The 19,545-nt window shown below is 62.8% G+C and carries 21 protein-coding genes; 3 read left to right on the top strand and 18 right to left on the bottom strand.

Annotation, left to right across the window (positions count from 1 at the left end; all coding sequences use genetic code 11):
• Nucleotides 1–121 precede the first annotated feature (121 nt).
• From AC3WRR_RS12925 to AC3WRR_RS12905, 5 genes are all read right to left on the bottom strand, one after another.
• On the bottom strand, nucleotides 122–2,449 hold the full coding sequence (locus tag AC3WRR_RS12925; RefSeq protein WP_058698138.1) for an AAA family ATPase: 2,328 nt from the start codon (nucleotides 2,447–2,449) through the stop codon (nucleotides 122–124).
• On the bottom strand, nucleotides 2,437–2,949 hold the full coding sequence (locus tag AC3WRR_RS12920) for a hypothetical protein (protein WP_058698139.1): 513 nt from the start codon (nucleotides 2,947–2,949) through the stop codon (nucleotides 2,437–2,439). The genes AC3WRR_RS12925 and AC3WRR_RS12920 overlap by 13 nt, the downstream gene beginning before the upstream one ends.
• 164 nt (nucleotides 2,950–3,113) lie before the next feature.
• Nucleotides 3,114–4,526: a metallophosphoesterase family protein gene (locus AC3WRR_RS12915; RefSeq protein ID WP_058698140.1), complete on the bottom strand. Its 1,413-nt coding sequence runs from the start codon at nucleotides 4,524–4,526 to the stop codon at nucleotides 3,114–3,116.
• Between the two features lie 106 nt (nucleotides 4,527–4,632).
• Entirely contained in the window at nucleotides 4,633–5,925 is a 1,293-nt protein-coding gene (locus tag AC3WRR_RS12910) for a recombination directionality factor (protein ID WP_058698141.1), read from the bottom strand.
• Nucleotides 5,874–6,113 (bottom strand): DUF7696 family protein, encoded by a 240-nt coding sequence (locus tag AC3WRR_RS12905; RefSeq protein ID WP_442875270.1) that lies wholly within the window; start codon nucleotides 6,111–6,113, stop codon nucleotides 5,874–5,876. The genes AC3WRR_RS12910 and AC3WRR_RS12905 overlap by 52 nt, the downstream gene beginning before the upstream one ends.
• 714 nt (nucleotides 6,114–6,827) lie before the next feature.
• Between AC3WRR_RS12905 and AC3WRR_RS12900 the strand changes: the two genes are divergently transcribed.
• The 3 genes from AC3WRR_RS12900 to AC3WRR_RS12890 are packed head-to-tail and all read left to right on the top strand — an operon-like array spanning nucleotide 6,828 to nucleotide 8,464.
• Nucleotides 6,828–7,433 carry a hypothetical protein gene (locus AC3WRR_RS12900; RefSeq protein WP_143010730.1) on the top strand — a complete coding sequence of 202 codons (606 nt, stop codon included), beginning with the start codon at nucleotides 6,828–6,830 and terminating at the stop codon, nucleotides 7,431–7,433.
• A gap of 15 nt (nucleotides 7,434–7,448) precedes the next feature.
• Nucleotides 7,449–8,048: a hypothetical protein gene (locus AC3WRR_RS12895; protein ID WP_058698143.1), complete on the top strand. Its 600-nt coding sequence runs from the start codon at nucleotides 7,449–7,451 to the stop codon at nucleotides 8,046–8,048.
• A gap of 8 nt (nucleotides 8,049–8,056) precedes the next feature.
• A complete protein-coding gene (locus AC3WRR_RS12890) occupies nucleotides 8,057–8,464 on the top strand; it encodes a bactofilin family protein (protein ID WP_058698144.1) in 408 nt (135 codons plus the stop codon).
• Between the two features lie 109 nt (nucleotides 8,465–8,573).
• Here AC3WRR_RS12890 and AC3WRR_RS12885 read toward each other — a convergent pair whose 3' ends face one another.
• The 13 genes from AC3WRR_RS12885 to AC3WRR_RS12825 all read right to left on the bottom strand — a co-directional run bounded on the left by AC3WRR_RS12885 (nucleotide 8,574) and on the right by AC3WRR_RS12825 (nucleotide 19,543).
• Entirely contained in the window at nucleotides 8,574–8,936 is a 363-nt protein-coding gene (locus AC3WRR_RS12885; RefSeq protein WP_058698145.1) for a hypothetical protein, read from the bottom strand.
• Nucleotides 8,937–9,264: 328 nt separating this feature from the next.
• A complete protein-coding gene (locus tag AC3WRR_RS12880; RefSeq protein ID WP_058698250.1) occupies nucleotides 9,265–10,431 on the bottom strand; it encodes a vWA domain-containing protein in 1,167 nt (388 codons plus the stop codon).
• 7 nt (nucleotides 10,432–10,438) lie between these two features.
• Nucleotides 10,439–11,356: a DUF3150 domain-containing protein gene (locus AC3WRR_RS12875; protein WP_058698146.1), complete on the bottom strand. Its 918-nt coding sequence runs from the start codon at nucleotides 11,354–11,356 to the stop codon at nucleotides 10,439–10,441.
• 107 nt (nucleotides 11,357–11,463) lie between these two features.
• Nucleotides 11,464–12,489, bottom strand: a complete 1,026-nt coding sequence (locus tag AC3WRR_RS12870) for an ATP-binding protein (RefSeq protein WP_058698147.1) — start codon at nucleotides 12,487–12,489, stop codon at nucleotides 11,464–11,466.
• A 266-nt stretch (nucleotides 12,490–12,755) separates the two neighbouring features.
• A complete protein-coding gene (locus AC3WRR_RS12865; protein WP_058698148.1) occupies nucleotides 12,756–14,315 on the bottom strand; it encodes a hypothetical protein in 1,560 nt (519 codons plus the stop codon).
• A gap of 68 nt (nucleotides 14,316–14,383) precedes the next feature.
• Nucleotides 14,384–14,776: a hypothetical protein gene (locus tag AC3WRR_RS12860; protein WP_058698149.1), complete on the bottom strand. Its 393-nt coding sequence runs from the start codon at nucleotides 14,774–14,776 to the stop codon at nucleotides 14,384–14,386.
• 265 nt (nucleotides 14,777–15,041) lie between these two features.
• Complete coding sequence (locus AC3WRR_RS12855) at nucleotides 15,042–15,512, bottom strand: hypothetical protein (protein WP_081050302.1); 471 nt, start codon at nucleotides 15,510–15,512, stop codon at nucleotides 15,042–15,044.
• Nucleotides 15,513–15,521: 9 nt separating this feature from the next.
• On the bottom strand, nucleotides 15,522–15,902 hold the full coding sequence (locus AC3WRR_RS12850) for a hypothetical protein (RefSeq protein ID WP_058698150.1): 381 nt from the start codon (nucleotides 15,900–15,902) through the stop codon (nucleotides 15,522–15,524).
• Between the two features lie 180 nt (nucleotides 15,903–16,082).
• Nucleotides 16,083–16,487: a hypothetical protein gene (locus tag AC3WRR_RS12845; protein WP_058698151.1), complete on the bottom strand. Its 405-nt coding sequence runs from the start codon at nucleotides 16,485–16,487 to the stop codon at nucleotides 16,083–16,085.
• A gap of 85 nt (nucleotides 16,488–16,572) precedes the next feature.
• Entirely contained in the window at nucleotides 16,573–17,046 is a 474-nt protein-coding gene (locus AC3WRR_RS12840) for an outer membrane lipoprotein (protein ID WP_070940837.1), read from the bottom strand.
• A 159-nt stretch (nucleotides 17,047–17,205) separates the two neighbouring features.
• Entirely contained in the window at nucleotides 17,206–17,931 is a 726-nt protein-coding gene (locus tag AC3WRR_RS12835) for a hypothetical protein (RefSeq protein WP_116318648.1), read from the bottom strand.
• A 173-nt stretch (nucleotides 17,932–18,104) separates the two neighbouring features.
• Nucleotides 18,105–18,905: a PRTRC system ThiF family protein gene (locus AC3WRR_RS12830; RefSeq protein ID WP_058698153.1), complete on the bottom strand. Its 801-nt coding sequence runs from the start codon at nucleotides 18,903–18,905 to the stop codon at nucleotides 18,105–18,107.
• Entirely contained in the window at nucleotides 18,902–19,543 is a 642-nt protein-coding gene (locus AC3WRR_RS12825) for a PRTRC system protein A (protein WP_058698154.1), read from the bottom strand. The genes AC3WRR_RS12830 and AC3WRR_RS12825 overlap by 4 nt, the downstream gene beginning before the upstream one ends.
• Nucleotides 19,544–19,545 lie beyond the last annotated feature (2 nt).

Raw genomic sequence — 19,545 nt, 5'->3', positions numbered from 1 at the left:
TGGAGCCGTCCGAGCTATGAAAGCTGGGCCCCTCACCCATGGTTGCTCCAGTTTTCTGTCAGAAGAAATGGAAAAGCCGGTCCCTTTCGGAACCGGCCATGGATTGAAATAGAGAAGGCGATTACGCCCCGGCAGCAAGCGCCGTGACGTCGATCATGCCATCGGCCTCATCAACCAGCTCCGGCGTCTGGGAGATGAAGAATTCCCGTTCATATCCGCCAACCCGCAACACTTCACGCTTCATCTTCATGAAGGCGCGCTTGCGCTCCGGATCCAGCGGACCGTCCGCTTCATCAGTGAACAGCGTCTGAAAGGACTGCCGCGCGTGTTGCGCCCGATACAGGGCGATACCGCGCGTCAGGCATTCGTTGATCCACACCTTCTGGCCGCCGCTGATCACGGAAAACTCCTTCGAGCTATCGTTATCGGCATCCAGTACCGCAATCGAGAACCCCTCCCGGGCTTCCCCGCTAGCCAGCGTCGTTTGCGTCCGGATCGCGATTGTGAATCGCGGCCCATAGCAGGCGAGCAGCAAGTCATTGACGATGCCGGTAATGGCTGGCCCCGCATCATCGATCGACAACGCGATCACGCCGTCGTTGCCGAGCCCCTTGCCGAGCAGCTTCCACTGCGCGATTTCGTCGGACAGGCGTTGCACCTGCGACTCAAGCCCCGGCAAACCACCAAGCTCCCGCTCGATCCGGTCACGTTCAGTGGCCAGCGCACTTTGACGGCGGATCAATGTTTCGATCTTGCCGTCGGCCGCGCTGACCCCTTCCCGGACGCCCGCAATGTCGCGGTCGAGGTCCGCAATCAGGCCCGTCACATCGGTTACGGCCAGCGTGTCAACCTCTCGTTGCATCACAGCCAGCTGGGATTCAACATCCTGGAGATCCCGGACGAGCCGGTCCTTCCGTTCAGTCTCCTCCTGCGCCAGGGCTGCCAGGTCGCCCCGTGCCTTCCCAAGCGCAGCGGCGGCGGTGTCAAGCAACGGTCTCTGAGCCGCCAGGGCAGTCAGGCGTTGAAGCTGCTGATTGTCTCGCGCGATGTCTCGCTGCAGGGATGCCACCGCTTCACGAGCCGCCGGCAGGCGCTGCAATGCCGCGTCCATTGGCCTCAGGGCTTCCTGCTTATCCCTGTAGCTGGTACGCAGATTGGTCACCACGATAGCCTGGGCTTCGTACTGGCCTTTGGCCTCGCGGGCTTGCGCAAGCAACGGACACTGGCTGTGCATTGGGTGGCCGCTGCAAGGCACGGTATCCATGACATCGGTCTGGGCCTTGAGGGTCCGCGCCAGCTGTGCCGCCACCGAGCCGCGCTGCTCCATCCCGCGCAGCTCACTTACCAGCCCCGCATGCCGCGTCGCAAGCGCTTCGACTTCGGCCAGCTCCCGCTGCCGTTCGGCAAGTTCCGCTTGCCGACGGCCAAGGGCCATCTGCACGCCATCTTGTTGCGCGCCCGCGGCGGTGATCGCCTCGGATTGCGCAAGGGTTGCCTGGCTCGTCGCCAGGGTATGCTCAAGGTCCCGCTGCCGCGCAGTCGCCTTCGCAATCGCCGTGCGATCGTCCATGGCAAGCTGCTGGCCACGTGCCATCAACTCCCGCTTGCGCTGATGCAACTCGCGCAACCGGGCTTCAGTGCCGGCCGATGCCGCCTGCTTGGCAGCCAGCGTGGCGCGTTCCTGCTCCAGCTTGCTGCCACGGTTGAGCCGCTCCGTACGATGCGTCCGCTCAGCAGCAAGGGCCTGGTCGATCTCCTGAATCTCCCTGGTCATCGCTGCCACGGTGTCGCGCTTGCCAGACAGCACAAGTACATCCCGCTGCAGCCCATCCAGAGCACGGCTCAGCGCCTTGGCCACGTCGCCCGCTTTCGCGGACAGCTCGCGCAGGTGATCGATCCCGAGCAGCTCGGCGAGCAGCTTCTTGATCTCGGCGGGCTGGTAGCTTGCCAGCGGCCGCCGGTTCTGCGCGGAAAACACACTGGTGAAGAAGGCTTCGGCCGATCCCAGAACCGAGTCAAGGCAGCGGCCGTACGTGTCGGCCTTGCCATCGGAAACGGTGCCGTCAGACAGTTGCACCGGGCTCCAGTCGCCCGTCGCGCTCTTCTCGAACAGGTAGTACTCCGCCTTGCGGCTCTTGCCCGGGTTGCGAAACGCGAATGCCGACCGGTAAACCTTGCCGCCGTGCTCCCATTCCAGGTCCTTCTCCGCGCGCGGGGCACAGAGGTGGTCCCAGTACGAGAAAGCGTCGGCCGACATCTTCGTTGCGTGGCTCGGCATGAGCGGATACGGATGCAGGTTGTCCATGATCGTGGTCTTGCCGGCGCCGTTGGGGCCGACAATTGCAATCAGGCCAGCCGGCAGATCGGTCAGATCCACCGTAACGCTGTCCCGGTGCATGCCATCGCGGATACCGTGGAAGCCGGCGAGGGTCAGTTTCAATGGGCGCATTCGAGGACCTCCGCGCCAAAGGAGTGGAGATAGTCAGACGGGAGCTCCATGGCGCCGCCATCAAACACCGGCATCTCGGCCGCGGCCGGCACATCCTGCTCCGGCTGGCCCGCGATTGCGCGTTCGACCGAACGCACCGCCGCCGCAAACTGAACTCCGGCCATTTGCAGAAGCGCCTTCCAGTCGTCCAGGCCTGTCATGGCCCTGAGCTCCAATGCGCTCCACTGTCCGGCAAAGCCGTTCGAAAAAGACCAGATAACGTCTTGCAGCTCCTTGGACGGTGCCACGGAGTACCAGGTGTTGCCACCGTCGGTGGCAATCGCCATGACCAGTATGTGATCGCGCTTGGCAATCACTGCGCCGCGGCCGCGGCCGAACGGCTCATACATCATGCATTGCGTGAACTGGTGGTTCTCGCACAACCGCTTGGCCAGATCCGTGCGGGTCATGGCACTTTCCTCAACATGGAGCCACTTCGGACCGGCGTGATAGAGAATCATGTTGCACTCCAGGGTAGGACGGAGCGCGCCCCGGACGGGAAGCACCACGTCTGGGTAGATAGAAAAGAAATGGATACTGCTGGTCGATGCGTCAACGACGCGGGTGAAACCGGGTTTCGACAGCCACTCACGGCTGTCGGAACAGGGCTCGCATGTTCAGAGGGTTAGGCGGGTTGCCCCGCGAACAGGTCATCGGTGAGCCAGTCCATACTTGACTGGTCGGCCAGCGGCGCCGACGCGAGAACCGCCACGGGGTCCGGGCTCGGGTCGGAGCGTTCAACACCGCTTGGTGTCACTTCCGCTCGGGGATGCTCATGCGCACCAGCCTCGCGCAGTTGGGCGAGCACGCCGTCCGCGATCGACTGTGCATCGAGCGTTTCCAGCATGGTCAAACGGTCTACCAACGGGGCAGTGTCAACGCCGGTCAGCTCACCCCAGCGGGAGAGCTTTTCCGGCAGACTGGCCGCCCGGCTGATGCCTTCAGCGCGGCTACGCACGGCCGGCAAGACGCGCGTCTCGATCTTGACCTCGGCGCTTTCTCCGAACAGCGCTAGAACCGCGTCACGGTCGACCAGTTGACGATGCTCCTCGTTGACCGTCCAACGAATGCGCACGAACTTCTCAGCGGCTTCCATGGCAATGTCGGCGAGCCTTGCCATGTCCGGCGGGCCATCGAAGTCCACACACACCGTCGCGCGTGCAGGCGTGGCCACCAACGAGGCCGTGGCATGTCCGGGGGTCACCTGCCACTGCAGGTATCCCTTCTCCCCGATCTCGCCGTAGTGGAATCGCCCGATGGAGCCGGGATATGCCACTACCCTGCCCTCCCGCTCCCATTGCTGAGCGCGGTGGATATGGCCAAGCATGAAGGCGTCACACTCGGCCTCGAACAGCGCGCCAATGGTGAACTCATGGTCGAAGCCGGCCATGGGTACGCCGTGCTCGGTCTGGCAGCCGTTCACCGTGCCGTGCGACACGCCGACCGTGCGCACGCCCCATGACCGCCATTGGCGATTGATAGCGCCAGCCGCGGCCAGGTAGTGGGCAAGCTGGTCGCCCACCGCCGTCGCTGCGTTGGCCACGCCGGCGGCAGCAGCCAGTACCGCCTTGTTGACGGTCGGCACGCAGGTGAAGACCACTTCGGGCATGCCGTGCTGGGCCATCAGCACGTCGATTTCCGCGGGCGAGAAAACCGGGCCGTCCGACGGTACAAACTGCCCCGCGCACAGCGCGACCTGATGGATGCGATCGGCTACGTATACGGGATGGTGCGCACCGATGAGTCGGAACAGGTCCAGCGTGCCCGGTGGCTCATGACTGTAAGTGCCCTGCAGGAGCAGGACGGGCATGTGGGCCGACAGCCGGTGAATCTGCCGTGCGAGCGCGGACAACGCTGGCGTGTGCGCGTCAAGACGATGATCGGTGGAATCTCCCGACACGACCCCGACGTGGCAGCCCGACGCAATCGCATCGTCGACCGCAAAGCCAAAGCAATGGTCCGCCTCGGCCAGATGGCTGGGCGAGTAGTGCAGGTCTGAGAAATGACCCAGACGCAGGCTTTCGCCTTCGTTGAGCATGGAACCTCCTATGGATAGGGAATGTGCCGCCGGATTGGCCAGCGAAGCGAAAGGAAGCATGGACACCATCGGGCGTCCATAAGTCGAGCCGGCACGCAGGCCAGGCTCAGGGAGAGATCTCGGCGGCGATAGCCTTCACCTGCTCGCGGTATGCGACCGGGTTATTCGCCAACGCAATGCGCATGTCGTTCACCACCTGCCGAACCGCTTCGGGCCGCTTCGTCCATCCGGCGCCAAAGCTGTTCTGCAGAAATACACGCAGATCCATGCGATCCTGCTCGTTGCCGAAGCCGAGGCGCCCGGCGAGCTCGTTGAACTCCGCGGCCAGGTCTTCATCGGCCGCGTGCTGGGCCTGCGCGTCGGGCAACGCACGCTCATCCTCTGGCGGAGAATCGCCTGAAGACTCACGCTGCTGCGACACTTCCGGTGTGCCCTCGAGCGCTGCGATCGCGTGTTGCGCGGCTTCGACATGCGCGAGCTCCGGCCGATCGGAGCCGTCAAGCAGCCCGGCCAGATCGAGATCCGCATCGAGGGTGATGAGCCACTGCATCTGCCGAACCGGCTTGCCGGATTCAGGCTCGATCCGGCTGATCTCGACCTCCTGCTTGCTCAGAAAGAACTGGACCCCGACCAGACGCCCACGTGCCAGCGCGACAGTCTGCATGGCCGCGTGCGCCTTCTGCAGGACATAAATTGACGTTGTCGGCAATTCGATCAAGCCCAGGCCCCGAGTGCTCGGAACTGCGAACAAGAACGAGGCAGACAGATTGCAGAAGCCTTGTTGGTACTGCGGGCAGCTGTGTGGATCGCACCGGCCGTCCGGGATAGCATCGTCCTGACGGAGGATGACAGGTCGACCACCCCACACGCGCTTCGCACGATTGGCTCGCGCATCGCGTTGCACCAGCGCGTAGGTCTTGCAGTAGCGCAAGCCGTCCGGTCCGTACTCCGAAAAGAACTGCCTGCCGCTGGCCGTGTACGTCACCAGCTCATTTGGCATGTTGCGCAGCCAGTCATCGAAGGCGAACACCACGGGGAAGCGCCATAGCTTCAGGCCATTGCCATCGCCGCGGTCTTCGCCGTAGCGCTGTAGGATGTCGTCGGCTACGGCAGGATTCGCGAAGTCCGATCCTCGACAGGTAAACCATGGCACGTTCTTCGGCACGAGGGCGTTGCGCAATTGGGTCTTGCGCTCGATCTGGATGCCGATCGACTCAAATGAATGCCCTTGGGCAAGCATCGCGTCATGGATTCGCACGGCTTCGGGATTCTCCCGGGCCTTGCGAGTCAGGACTTTGATTCCCGGCCGGATCTTGCCGATGATAGGCGGCCGCATGGGCCGCTCTTCTAGAAGGCTTCTCGGTCCGTCGAAGCCGCTGTAGGTAATGGGTGCATGCATGCGTTCATTCTCCTTTCTGAGAGAAATCGAACGACGTTCGCCCGGATGGACGCACCATGCTCCCGTAGGCGCAAGGCTGTGTCTGCCCCGCGCTGGGTCGTTACGGTGGAAAGGAAGGCCGCACGAGCGGCTTCCGGAAGACTTGCGACGTGTGCCGCCTCACAAAGGTTGCGCCAGGCTGCCGGCATGTCCTTGTACATCGGACGCCGACGAACCAGCATTGCCGCGATGGCGGCGGAAATCTCGGAATCGTGGTGCATGACATCTCCCCGAAACAGGCTTCTCACAAACAAAGAAAGCCCGCGTCCCGGATGCGCCGGAGAGCGAGCTTTGTTCGAGAGACCTGCATGCCACGCCCCTTCCGGGGGCGTGGCACTCAGGGAGCAGCGTGCTAATCGCCCGCCGCTCATGCTGAGGACGTAAAGTCGTCCTCGTGCAGCATGGTCACGCTGCACAACAACCCATTTCGCGAACCCACAGGTTCGGCCGCAGGTTCACGGATCGGCTCGACGTCAGCCGTTCTGCCTAGGAGGGGCCTGGAGAGAGACGCCACATGGTCCCAGGCTCGAACGGTGTCCAGCGTGCACTTATGAAGAGGCACAGCGAAAGACGCGTATTACGAGCTGATGAGGGAAGTGTTCGGCGAAAACACTTATCACAAGGAATATCCACACCGGTAGCCAGCCGGTCGGCGCGTGCGCAAATGGCACGACTTGGAGCAGAAGATGGACTCGCCAGGAGTCAGGGTCGATGCGTCAGTGACGCGAGGTGTGAGTGAATTGTGGCACATCAGCACCCGGAAAAAAGTCAGAAAGCTCGCCAATTATGTGTCGCTTTCTCCAGGCATCTGTGCAGCGTTGTGTCTCAGAATGCCTGCTGAGAGAGATCCCACCACATGGAACATGGCCGAACCTTCCCATCATCTGCCCGATGGCGAGCCGCATCCTATACCGCTGATATCGTCGCGGGACGCGCCTTCTGACACCACCGCATCCGACGCCGGACCCAAGCCCATCCGGCGGATGCTCAGCGAGGGACGCGTCGCAAAGATCGTTCCTCAAACGGACAGCGGCACAGAAGTGTCCTACTGCACCGACTTCGTACGGAACTTCCTGCGCAGCGACTACAACTTCATCACGTCGAAGTTCTCGGTGGCCAGCAAAGGCAAGATCCTCGCCCTGGACGAGGCCTTCCGAGCGGCGCAGGAATGGATGGACGCGAGGCTGCAATGGATTGAGCGGCAGCCAAGGCGCCATCTCAGCCTTAGATTCGACCAACGGCAGCTCGTGGTGACACACTCGCTAGCCGGACGGCTGATCCGACTGCTTAACCAGCACGACAGACTCTTCCACCGTGCGCTCGGGGCATACATGGCCCAGTCTATTACCGACGCTGAGAAGGACGAGGCGATTTTTGGCGCTGCCAGACAAATCCGTGCGATCCACCGGCTTTGCATCCCCGACAACGACTGCTTCTCCCCCGACGGAAAGCTGATCGATCAAGCCTGAAACCTGAAAGACAGTATGGACATCAACGAAATCGAACGCCTGCACGCGCACTATGCGGAGCCGCCCGTCACGATCGAACTGGCCCCGTCCGGTGCCGCCAGCCTTAGCGCCTCGTCGGCGCTGCCCCCAACTCACACGCCGTCCGGGAACGAGGCAGTGCCTGCCTGGGCGCGTATCAAGCCGATCCATTGGCGGGGCCTTGGCATTGTGCTGATTGCCGTTCTCGCCTTCGGCGGAGGTCGATGGCTCGCGTCGGGCGACACGCACAAGCGCCCCGAGTCGTCGACGGCTGCCGCTTTGCCAGCGGCCATTGGACCAGCCGAAGATGGCGGCCACGAATGGCCCGCGTCGCAGCCAAGCGTCGCGCAGCCAGCCGCTGCTGAGCCCACGCCTGTCCCCTCGCCGTCAGCTGCGCCGGCCGTGTCCGCGCCCGCGCCTGCGGCGAGCTCAGCAGCCGCTGCCGAGAACCGGGCGAAGCCCCAAGCGCCCAAGGCGCAAGTCCCGAAGCAGAACATGGCTGCGCCGGCGCCCACCAGGCTGCAACCGGCCTCCCCCCCACAGACCGCGCAGGTAACCCCGGCATCCAGCCGCGGAAACGAGATCAAACTGTTCTGATTCCCGACATGACCCAGCAAAGAACCTTCAGTTTGATTCAGGCAGGACTCAGTATCCACGGGCACGTGGCCTGCGATCACGGCGTTAGCTGCTTTGGCCTGGTCGATGGCGATTTGCGTTCATCCCGAGGCTTGGTCCATATCGGTGCGGAAGGGCTGATTCGCGGCACCGTTGAAGGCGATCACGTGCTGATCGATGGCACCGTCGAGGGAGATGTGGCGGCCCGGATTTCCTTGCATATCAATGGCCGCGTGAAAGGCCGGATTGCCTATGCCGGTACCATCCGGCTTGGTAGCTCTGCAGCCCTGGAGGGGACTATCTCGCGGATTCCCGCTCTCACCTATGGCGACGGTCCGGAGGCGACAATCACAGCCGCCGCGCCGACGGCGGAGGCCGAGCCGGCGGTAAAAGTATGAGCATGCTCAAAGCAATTTTCCGGAAAGCTCGCACATAAACGGCGTCTTTCTGCCAAAACCGGTAAAGAACAAGGGCCCGACACGCAGACGCGTTGGGCCCTTTCCTTTCTCATTCGCGCAGTTCTCGCATGCTCACCATCTCTTCGATAGTAAAGAGATTTCGGACCGTGATCCACGGTCCCCGGTAGCCTGGCTCGTCAATGAAGGCCACAAGCGGCACGCGGCCGTCAATGATGCATTGAAACGTCCTGGCGCCATGCGCCGAGTCTTCGATCGCGTATTGCTTGCCGTGGCGCAATTCGAACGCGACATTGCCTTGCGGCAATCGCATGCCCGCCACCGCAGATTGCACCGGCATTGCAACAATCGGGAGCCAGTCGTCAAACGGCAAGAAATTTCCGTTGCGGACAACTGAAAACCACTCGTCGACACGCAGCGCCATGCCATGCTTCGGCAGGCGGTCGACGTCCATCACAAGAAGCTGGGGCTCCAAAGCTCGCTCTTCTGGCGTCCCATGCCGGCAACACGCGCGCCGCCTTTGGCAACGGTCCAGCCGCTCACTGCGACTGGCACCTGCCGTTGTTTCGGCTACGCGAATAGTCCGACCACATGCTTCGGATTGGGCAATGCTTGCTGACATAGGAATCCAAAAAAGAAAAGCGCCGGGGCTGGAGCCTGCTACGACCACTTCGGTATCCACCATCGGCACGTCTGTGGCTCGCTTGAGGGGTTACATGAGTTGACAGCTCAGTAGTGACTTCGTTCCGCAGATAGTGCCCCGGCCGTAGCCAGGGCTTGGGTCAAACGATGACCTCTACGCATTCACCGAAAGGTGGTGCGGCGATGCGATCCAACGGCGTGACTGAAGCCCAGAGGGCTGGATAGGCAGGCGCCGCGGCAGGGAATGGACCGTACAGGTCGGTGAGGTAGACAAGGAAAGCGGGCTCGATGCCCTCCTGCTCCAGCCATACGAATGGCGGCTTAAAGCTGGTCCCCCCGCCGCCCTTCAACGGCCGGAGATCAACCACCTCGTCACGCTCGAAGATCTGGACCTGCGTGACCCGCGTATCGCAATCGATAACGATGAGCCGGGCCGGCTGCAGGTGTTGGTGCACCGCAATAATCTCCGCCGCAAACTGCCGCTGCGTCTCGTCAAACACCGAGCCGCTGGAGTCTCTGACGAACACCGCGTCTCCGACCGCTTCCGAGTACAACGACGGCAGGTAGAGACCCAGATGCGCATAGCGACGGTTGGGCACCTTCCAGCTGTAGTCTGACCTGGCCGCCTGGGCGGCGAAGCGGTGCAGCACCGCTCGCCAATCGACGGACGGACGTAGCGCGGCTTCCACCAGGTGCTCAAGGTCGCCAGGCAACGCGCCGCGCATCTTGGCCGCTTTCGCAGCCTGATTCACAGCTACGCGCCATTCGCCCTCTACCGCCGGCCGGTCGGCGCCCGTGTATTGCCGCACCTCGCCACATCCTGTCGACGGTGGTGCTGGCTGCTGGCCACTGGCTTGCGGTGACGGTTCAGTTCCCGAGCCGCTGCCAGCCTCGGCATCCGGCTGCTGCGACGATTCTTCCTGTCGCAGCATCGCGTAGATTTCCTCCGCCGACTTGCCCAGGTATCGCCCATCCAGCAAGACGCCCTGAGGCAGCTTGAACTGGGCGTTGAGCACCAGCGGGTTCACCGCGTAGTCACACGCGCGGTTCCACCGCTCCTGATCCCGCGCCCCCATGCGCCAACAATGGCCATTGGCCACGTGGAGCACTTCGTGCGCGAGGACGCCCCGCAGCTCGAGGTCATCCAGGGACGCGACATACGCTGGGTTGTAGCCCAGGCGCACGCCATCGACCCACAGGCTCTGGCAGGCAGGATCCTCAACGAGGGCCAGACGCAGGGCCAGCGCACCGAAGAACGGTTGCGATAGCACCAGCGCCGCGCGTTGCTTCACGATTCGCGCATGCATGGCAACCTCACGCAGCAAGCAATTGCAGCATGGGCATGTCGCTCTGCTCGCGCGTCATCGCCGGCGGCGGGCCACCCATGAATGCGGCCATCTGCGCTTCGATTTCCATCGCGCGCTCAGCCACATTCAGCCGCAGCAGCGGGTCATCCTTCAGCTGCGCTCCGGTGTAGCAGGCAAGCTGGTCCTGGGTCGTGGCGAGGAGGTCCGCGAGCACGGGGTCTTCGGAGAAGTTCAGCTTCGGCAGTAGCGTGCTCAGCTCGCGCACCTTGTCGGCCACGTCAAGCCGCACGTTGCCCTCCCCGTACAGGCGGTTGGCGAAGTGTTGCACGGCCTCATACAGACGGCCGACCAGGTCATTGTTGGCCGTTTTCACAGCTCCCATGACCCGCGCATCCATCTCATCGCGGATGCCTTGCAGCACGTCGGGAGGCAGATCGATGCCGAACTGGCTAGCATCGGGGAAAGGCAGCACGGAGAAGCGGATACCGAACTTCTTGCGCAGCTCTGCCTCGGTCGGATAATCCGCCTCGTCGAAGAGACCGTTGAGCGCGACGCGCGCTTCGTCCTTCAGACGAGGATAGTCGGCCAGAAACTGTGCCTTGGCGCCGTCAAACTCGTCCCGCAGGGCACGCAGCTTCTCCGCGACCTCCATATAGACAGTTGTCGGCAGCAGACGCACGCCCAGCTGATCGTAGTCCAGTGAGTGGCTATCGAACAGCGAGCGTGCACGATTGCCGATGGCGCAGACCTCCTTGTAGGACGTTGCACCGTCGGTCAGTAGCCGCTTGTTGAAGCGACCAATGTCCTTGGCCTCGTGCTTAGCCTCCACCTCCTGCGTGGCACGGGTGTCGAAACGACGCGCGCGCCAGAGCGAGATGTTGAGGGTCGAGAGCATGACGCGAGACGTCAGATTGGTAATGTTCATGATGAATCCTCACTGGGATGTGCCGCAAAGCGGCAGCGAAAAGAAAAGGCCGACTCGGGAAGACCCGAGCCGGCCGGCAGATGTGGTGCTGTTGCAGAAATGCGGCTTTACTGGCCGCGGATGTGAGCCCCGATCGGGCCGCCCTGCGCCACGATGAATGCAGGGGTACTGGCGATCGACGCATCGCGCTCCACGGCGTCCCGCACAAGGAGCACGGCAAACTCGCCGAGCCCCGCTTCGTGGAGCCGATTCGCATAGACCATCACGCGATCGAAGTTGTTGGCGTTGGCCAGGCGCGCGAGCGCCGTGGCAATGCCGTACTGCACCGCGATATCGGTCGGGATCGGTGCGGTAGCGGGCGCCGCGAGCACGCCATCCGGAGACGGCATCTCGCGGAAGAGGCGCTTGAACGAGACAAACTCCGTTGCAGCACCCTCCCCGACCGCGCCGGCGAAGGCCACGTGCTCGAGCTCGGCAGGGACCACCTTCGACAGCTTGCCGACCATTCCCCAGCTTCGGGGGCTGGGAAGGTTCTCGATTTCGCGAGTCCTGTTCTCAGACAGCAGCAAATCGGGCTTGAAGCGTAAGAACGCGATCAGCTCCGGCGGTTGGTTCGTTGCCACCGCCCAGCGCGTCCAGTCCTCGACCGAAGTCGTCAGTTCCACGATGGTCGCGAAGCGTGACTTCAGCGGATCCAGGATGTTTGAAACGCCGGCATTGTCGACGCGGCGATTGGTCGCTGCAACGAAGGTGACATACGGCGGCAAAGCATGCTCGCCGATCCGGCGGGCCAGCAGCAGTTGCATCTTGGCGGCCTGAACGGCAGGCGTGGCCTGGCCCAGGTCGTCGATAAACCAGACCAGCGGACGCCTGGCACCCAGCGCGCGCTCCAGATCCCCGAAGGGCAGGAAGCGTGCGTGGGCGCCGTCCGATGACGGGAAGGGCAAGCCCTTCGAATCGGTCGGATCTTCGACTACGGGGTGGGAGATAAGCAGGTCGTGTCCAGCATCCATAGCGGCCCCGGCGACAATATCGCTCTTGCCGATGCCGGGAGCGCCCGTGACGAGGACCGGCAACGTGGCCGGAATGCAGGCGGCGAGCAGCTTTTGCAGTTGGGGGGGATTCAGTTCCATGGGATTCCTTACGGAGATCCCACAGGCCCGTCCGCACAGGGAGCGGTCCCTGTGGGAAGGTTCAAGAGATGGGCCGGCATGCCGGCGGTGGGTCGATGCGTCAGAGACGCGGGTAAAACTGTGTTTGGACTGATTCGGTTCAGTGCGAACACAGCTTGCGGTTGAGAAAGACTAACCTGCGACGCGATGCTCGGCGCCGGCGAAAGCTCACACTTATGCTATGTGTTTCCAGGAAAATCCCCCGGCCCGTAGGCCAGGGGTAATAGTCAAGCTGCAAGGGCGACTGGCGCGTTGGTCTGCGCGATCACTGCCTTGGCATATGCCAGCGTGCCGTCCTTGGCGCGCAGGCGTCGCGACATGCTGCGGCGCGGATCGCGGATGCGATACTCGCGCGCCCTGCCGCGCGGCACGTCGACGATCTCCGAGAAGCCCTCGGCGATGCAAAAGTCCACGTACTCGCGGCCATTGAGCACCTTCCCGGTCTCAAGCCGCCAGCTGGACGCCTCAGCACGCCTGCGCGCATCCTCGAAGTCCTGCACCGCGAGCCGGTTGGCTTTCGCGGCTGCCGCCTGCTGCTCCCAGCGTTGTTGCTCCGTCGGTGAGAAGCCGCACATCTCAAAGATGCGCTGGCGACGAACCGACGCGGTGCATTGCAGTAGGTCCACTTCGAGCTCTTCGCGCAAGGCACGCTTGGAGTCGACGTTCCAGTCCTTCGGATTGTCGAAGATGTGCAGAAGCGTGGCCACGTCCCGCTGGAGGACCGCCAGTGCAACCTTGTTGGGCCAGTCGAAGCTGGTCGACACGCGAGCATGCACTGCCCGCGTAGCAATATCATCGAAATGCCGCTGGCTGATCTCCAACACTTCGCGCTGCGCTTTCGCCTTATCCATCTTCGCATGGAACTGCCGCTGCGAGATGAGGTGATGAATTCGCGAGGCGAGCGCAGAGACGGGCGCTGCGGCCTGCCCCTCTTCCGGGCGCGCCACAGGGGTGGGCCGCGGTGCTAGTACGCCAGCCTCGTACAAGGCGTCGTCCACGTGCACATCGGTGCCGTCGGCAGGGACGCGTCGAGCGATCGCCAGGAGCTTCGGCGCGTTTTGCGGCGAGATAGCGATCTTCTCGAGTCGCAGGAGACGGCAGAGCGCCCGCAGGTGATGGGCCGGCAGCGCGCCACGCAGTGCAGGCACAGCGATCAGCGGCTGCAGCCAGTCCAGGTCGGACTGCCCGAAGCGCGGATTGTCGCGGTACGTGTTCAGCACACAATCACGAATCTTTTCGCCTCGCAAGAGCGCGTACGCGACGTGCACTTCATGACGGGCGTTCGGGATCTGAGCTGGGTCGTACAACGGCCCGTTGGTGCCATAGCCAAAACGCCGGACAAATTCGGACTGCACGTATTGCGCAATGTCGAAGGGCCCCGACTCCTCGAAGAGATCCGCTGTCTGGAACAGCGGTCCGGCCGCGCCTGGTGACAGGTCGATGGCTTCCTCCGGAAAGTAGGCCAAGCGGCCCGCCGCCAGCACGGCACCCCAGGACGCGCGGCTCATTTCCTGCGGACGCAGGATCTTTCCGCACACACGCACGATGAAGCGATCCACCTCATCGATGACCCGCGCGATAATCGAACGGGCGCTTCCGGCAGGACGAACGCCGAGCTTGCCATGCGACAGGCGCACAACGGGGATGTTACTGCCCTCCACGTGGCGCACTGCGATCTCTTCGAAGCGCGGCTGGGCCGTCTCGCTTCGGTCGTCGTTAAGCAGATGCAGCACGCCGGCGAGCGTCGTGCGAGTTTCGGCTCGCTGGCCGAGGGTAATGACGTACATGATGTGCTCCAAGACGGAGCACGCCCCTTCGGGGACGTGCCCCGAAAGGGTTGGAATGGGATGTAGCGCTAAGCGAAGGCGGCCATGCTCGGGGTCGGACGGGACCGGCTGCCGACGATGCGGGCAGCCCCCAGCTGCGACAGCAGCGCGGGACACGTAATGCGCCAGATGGCGCCGCCCTGGCCACAGCCTTCGATACCGCGGCCTGTGTCCGCGAACCTGCCGGTGGCAAGCAACGCCGCTTTCAAGTCCGCGGGGAGGTTCCAGTCGGCCGCCACGCAGAATTCGCCGGCGAGCAATGGCGCCTCCGGCAAGTTCACGCTGAGCGAGGCATAGGGCATGCCATCGTCAGCGCAGACCAGTCGCAGTGCCGGGCGCAGGTTCGAGTCATAAAGGCCGACGCGCAACAGCACGCCGGCAGGATAGCTGGCCGAGCCAGCGCCATAGACGATGTCGTCCATTGGGGGATACTCCTTTGGGAGGGAGCCGCCCCATCGGGACGACGCCCGTGTGGGTCTGGAAATGAAATCGCACCCCTTGTATGGAGTGCGTTCATGCGGTGAGCCGATTGGATCGGCGTTTTCGGCCTTGCGACGCGCAGATGGCTGGGCGTGGACGAAACGGCGCTTAGTCCTTGTGTACACGACGACCGTTTCGGTCTGCCCAGAGCAGGAAGACCGAGATGGCACCGCCGAGAATCAATACAAAAAGGCCGAGAGTCATAACTCAATCTCCTTTGGAAAGAACTGCGCCTACGAGAAATAGTACAGCGCCAACGCCGACGAGGCTAAGAACGTCGGTTAGGGCGACCAGCATCCATACATTGCTATACCCTACGTAAACGCTGGCGCCGATGAGCGCAGCGGCTGACAGCGTGTGTGCAAAGCGGCCAGACTGCTGCCGCTGATCCTTGGTTGGCGCCGTAACAGCCTTCCAAGCTTGCTCCAGTAGCCTTTGCCGATGCCGACGCGAGCGGTCAAGCTGGTAGACACCATCTTCAACCGGCTGCAGCGGATAGCGATACCCGTCCTCATGTGCGACGAGGGCATGCCCATCACATGCAGCCCTGGCTCGCTGTACATGCTCAAGCAATTGTGAGGGTAGCGTCACGAGCTCAGACATCGGCTCGAACTGCGCCTGACCGTTTATCTCCTCGCCTGCCGTCGATGTGAATGTGACCTTAATAGGAGTCGTCATGATGATCCCTCAGCTGCGCCGACCGGCAACCACGCGAAGCGTGGTCAGCAGATTGGTATAGCCATCATCGGTGGAGAGCGAAGGCAAGTGGATGGCGTTGTTGCGGCCACCGCTGAGGTCATTGCGACCGCGGCACGTCCGGTAGGACATACGAATGCCTTCGGCGCCTGGCGGATGCTGGATCTCGAGCAGCAACGATTCCGTCTGAAGCGCGAACACGGCCACCGCGCGCCGGCGTTGCCGATGCTCGCGGATCGTGTAATCGCGTGGGCGCAAGGACATGTCACCGGCAAAGCGGCGCAGCATGCGGCATGCGTCGCGACGCAGCGCCTGGCATGCTGCCGGATTGCCGGGAGCGTGGGGACGAAGAAAAGACTTGGGAAGCTTCATGGATATCCTCGAATCAGATGGGGACATCCCCTCCCTTGTCGGGACGAGTGTCCCGCAATGGGTTGGTCCGGAGTTGCCGGACAGTGGGTCGATGCGTCGATAACGCGGGTGAAAGCGACTTGCCGAACCCCGAGGGGTTGGGCAAGCCCTCTCGGGCTTGCGAATGGATAGGCCCGGATATCAGGCAATATCGAACATCTTGGTGATCGCCCTGACGGTGGCCCAAGCTTGGCGCTCGGACAGCGTCTTGCCGACCAACAGTTTCTGGGCAGTGGTGACCAGGTTGGACGCATCGCCGGTATAACCGACGCGGTCAACGAAGACCGCCCACCCTTCCGACCAGCCGCGATGCACGGAGACGGCAAGCCGTTCACGCGCACCGAACTGGGGCCACTGACGGGACGACTTCGGACCGTACAAGGCTTCGTTGTCGTCATCCATGAAGTTGGCAGCATTGAGCCATTCCGGCTCGAGCCCAGCACTGCACAGTTGACGACGGATGGCATCCGCGACTTCAAAGATGTATTTCCCTTTCGTTTCGGTGGGGATGATGGTGATAGGAGAGGCTTGTGCAACGTCGAACATGGTGAACTCCAGTTCGCGACAAAGCCCCCCGTGCGGGAGGCCCGCGAGGCAAGGGTGAAACAGATAAGGCTACGACTGGAGCCCGTTAGCGAGTCAGGCGAAGACCGCCGGCACCCGAGACAAGGTACAGCTGCTCGCCGGTGACGAACTGCTGATCGGCATCCTGGGTGACAACGATCTGCCGGCCGTTGTCCGTGCGGACAATGACCTCAACGCCATTGCGGCGGCTCAGATGGTTGGCTGCCGTCTGCACGATCACCGCGGAGACGCTGCCCGACAAGGCGCCAGCCAGATAACGACCGTTGCCGTTGCCAATGACGCGAGCGCCAAGGACCGCGCCGACAACGGCACCAAGAACGCCAGGCACGCCGGTGTTTGCGGACATCAATCCGTCGCTGTCGACAATCGTGACGGGACGGACCCGGAGGACGGTGACGGTTTCGGCACTACCACGGCGCAGCGCTTCGGAACCCCGATAGGTGTTCGGCGAAGTCGGCTGTGCAGCGCAGCCGGTGAAAATGGCGCAGCAAAGGAAAAGCAGGAAGAATCGCTTGAACATGATGGCCTCAAGAAAAATCGGCCAACATGCCCACGGGCAGGAAGGCCCGTAGGGGAGAGAAGAGATGTCCGGCTATACAACCGGAAGGGGTCGATGCGTCTGAGACGCGGTAGGTGCCGCAATGGTAGCAGGGTCGGCGCCGAATGTGGAGAGGTCCGGCTACGCCACACCGCCGAGCTCGCGAGCGAGACCATGCAGAACGGTTTCTGCAAACATCTCGCGCGAAAGCCTCGATGGCTCGCCGCCGTCTTCTGCTGCGACAAGCGACAACAAAGCGTCTACGACGTTGAGCCACGGTCCACTGCGCACGCGCACAGCATCGCCATCCGAAACGGGTGTTGCATGCTGCGCGCGCGACGCTGTCGCCTCGAAACCTGATAGATCGAACTTGGACCGCCCGTCTCTGCGCTCTTCACAGAAACACGCCAGAAGAAATTCGGCGTGGTGCTCCACCGACTGGCCATTCGCCCATGCGAGTTCCTGGATCCACGCCCGCACACTTGGTCGCAGGTGAAGTTGCAGGTAGCTACCCGCAAGCCAGTTCTGCACGTTCGGATCGTCCGCGTAGTCCGCGAACTGCCAACACCAGCTATCGCCGATTGCGTAGAGGTGCTGTTCCTTGCCGTCCACCACGGCGATCGAGGGACGAAACCATTCAACTTGCTGATTTTCGTCGAAGAGGAACGCCTGCCGGCGCTCCACGTAGACAAGGTTCGGCATGACCGCACACAGTCCGTCGCCGTCTTCGCGTGTGAACATAGGGACCGGAAAGCCGTTCCACATCGTGCCATTCCAGCAGGCGCCGACCGCGGTGTTGTCTGGCAGCCAGCTCCCGGTCACGAAGATGCGACGATAAGCGCGCAGCGTGTTTGAAGAATTGCTCATGAAGTGCTCCAAGGTAAGAGATGGAGCACGCCCGCAGGGCTAGTGCCCCAACGGGTTGATGAAGGTGGTTCGCGCCAGCGGCGCGAGTGTTACGTTCAAACGGGCCCCAGGTTAATGCAACCGGAACTCGCCGATGAAAGAAGCCATTCCCAAGGAAAGCGGGGATGGCGGGCTCAAACGGCTTGGCGCGGGGCGGGTTTCGCACGCCGCTTCGGCTCGGGGAGGTGATACCCGAATCGTTCCCAAGCCTGGGGATCCACTGGCAGCGGATTCGTGCGACCCACCGCCAGATTCACAAACGCGCCGCAGTACTGCAAGGTACCCGTGCGAAACAGCGTCCACAGCAGGTTGTACGCTTGCACCGCCATCGCCTGATTGATGACCAGCGACTGCTTGCTAAGTGCTTCGGCCATGGAGCACGACGGAGCCGTGTCCTTCTTGTCCCCCTTCGGGTCCAACAGCTCCGGAAAGAGATCGCCCACGTGAGGCAGGCGCTCAGCGGCCTTGCCGCGAACCTGGCCGAGGATGACCTGGCCACTGTCCGACTCGTTGCCGCAGTCAAGATAGTAGCCACCGATCCCCCGGCTCATCGCGCCCAGGATGGCCTTGCGAGCCTTCCGTGTGTCGACGCAGCCGACCACCATGTCGCAGGTAAAGCGATCCCGGCTACCAACGCGACAGACGCGCGCTTCCCAGCGCGTTCCCATCAGATTGTTGAGCCGGTTGACCAGCAAAGTCGCCTTGGGCTGACCGACGTCCACGGGATAGAAGCCCTGACGGCCGACATTGGTCTCGCTGACCGTATCATCATCGTAGACCGTGCACTCGATGCCACCGGGGTGGCCCAGTTCGAGCATGGCGTGATGCAGCCGCGCCAGATTGGGTAGCAAGGCGCTGCCGGTACCGCCAGCACCGACGACGACGACATTCCAGGCGCGCCGGGTCATGATCTCCGGAATACGATGCTCGATCATGCCAATACCTCCAAGGACGCCGCCGCATACCACTCTGCCGGCACCGTCTCGATGACCTCGAAGATTCCCTTGGCACAAAGCCGGAGGGCCAAAGAAGGCACAGCCGCGGCGCAGTTGCCCAACACAAACGCAAACTTCACGTCGTGCCGGTCGTCTTCATCGTCCGTGGGCGAGAAGAATGCAGGTGATCGGCCATGGGAATGGCAGTCCACCACCAGCACGTCACCGTCTGCCAACACTGGCCGGTCATACTTCAGGTGACCCGCACTGTGCTCGAGGATCTGCACCGGAACCAGCCTGAAGGCAGGGTCCTTGGTATTCCACACCACCCACGCACCCGTTTCCTTGGGATACGCGGCGCGCGCCAATTCGGCAAACTCGCCGATCAATCGTGCGGGAATGCGGCCGCACAGTAGATCCGTCTCTTCGCTCGCGTTGCCATACGGGATAGCCGTGCGATGCTGAAAACCGCCAAGCCGGCGAACGACCCTTAGCCAAGGGCGCGTGATCTCGAGGAACACGCCGTTGGCTGCGATGAGCAGCCGTTCCCCCGCCCGGGTCATGGGTTCGAGCCTGGAAAGGCGCGGAACCATGATGGACGGGAAGGATTGTTGCAGGGTCACATCGGCAGGATGCATGA

Source organism: Cupriavidus sp. FW305-3-2-15-C-LB2 (assembly GCF_058787575.1).
Note: the sequence above shows the minus strand (reverse complement) of the source record. Positions and strands in the feature narration are given on the sequence as shown.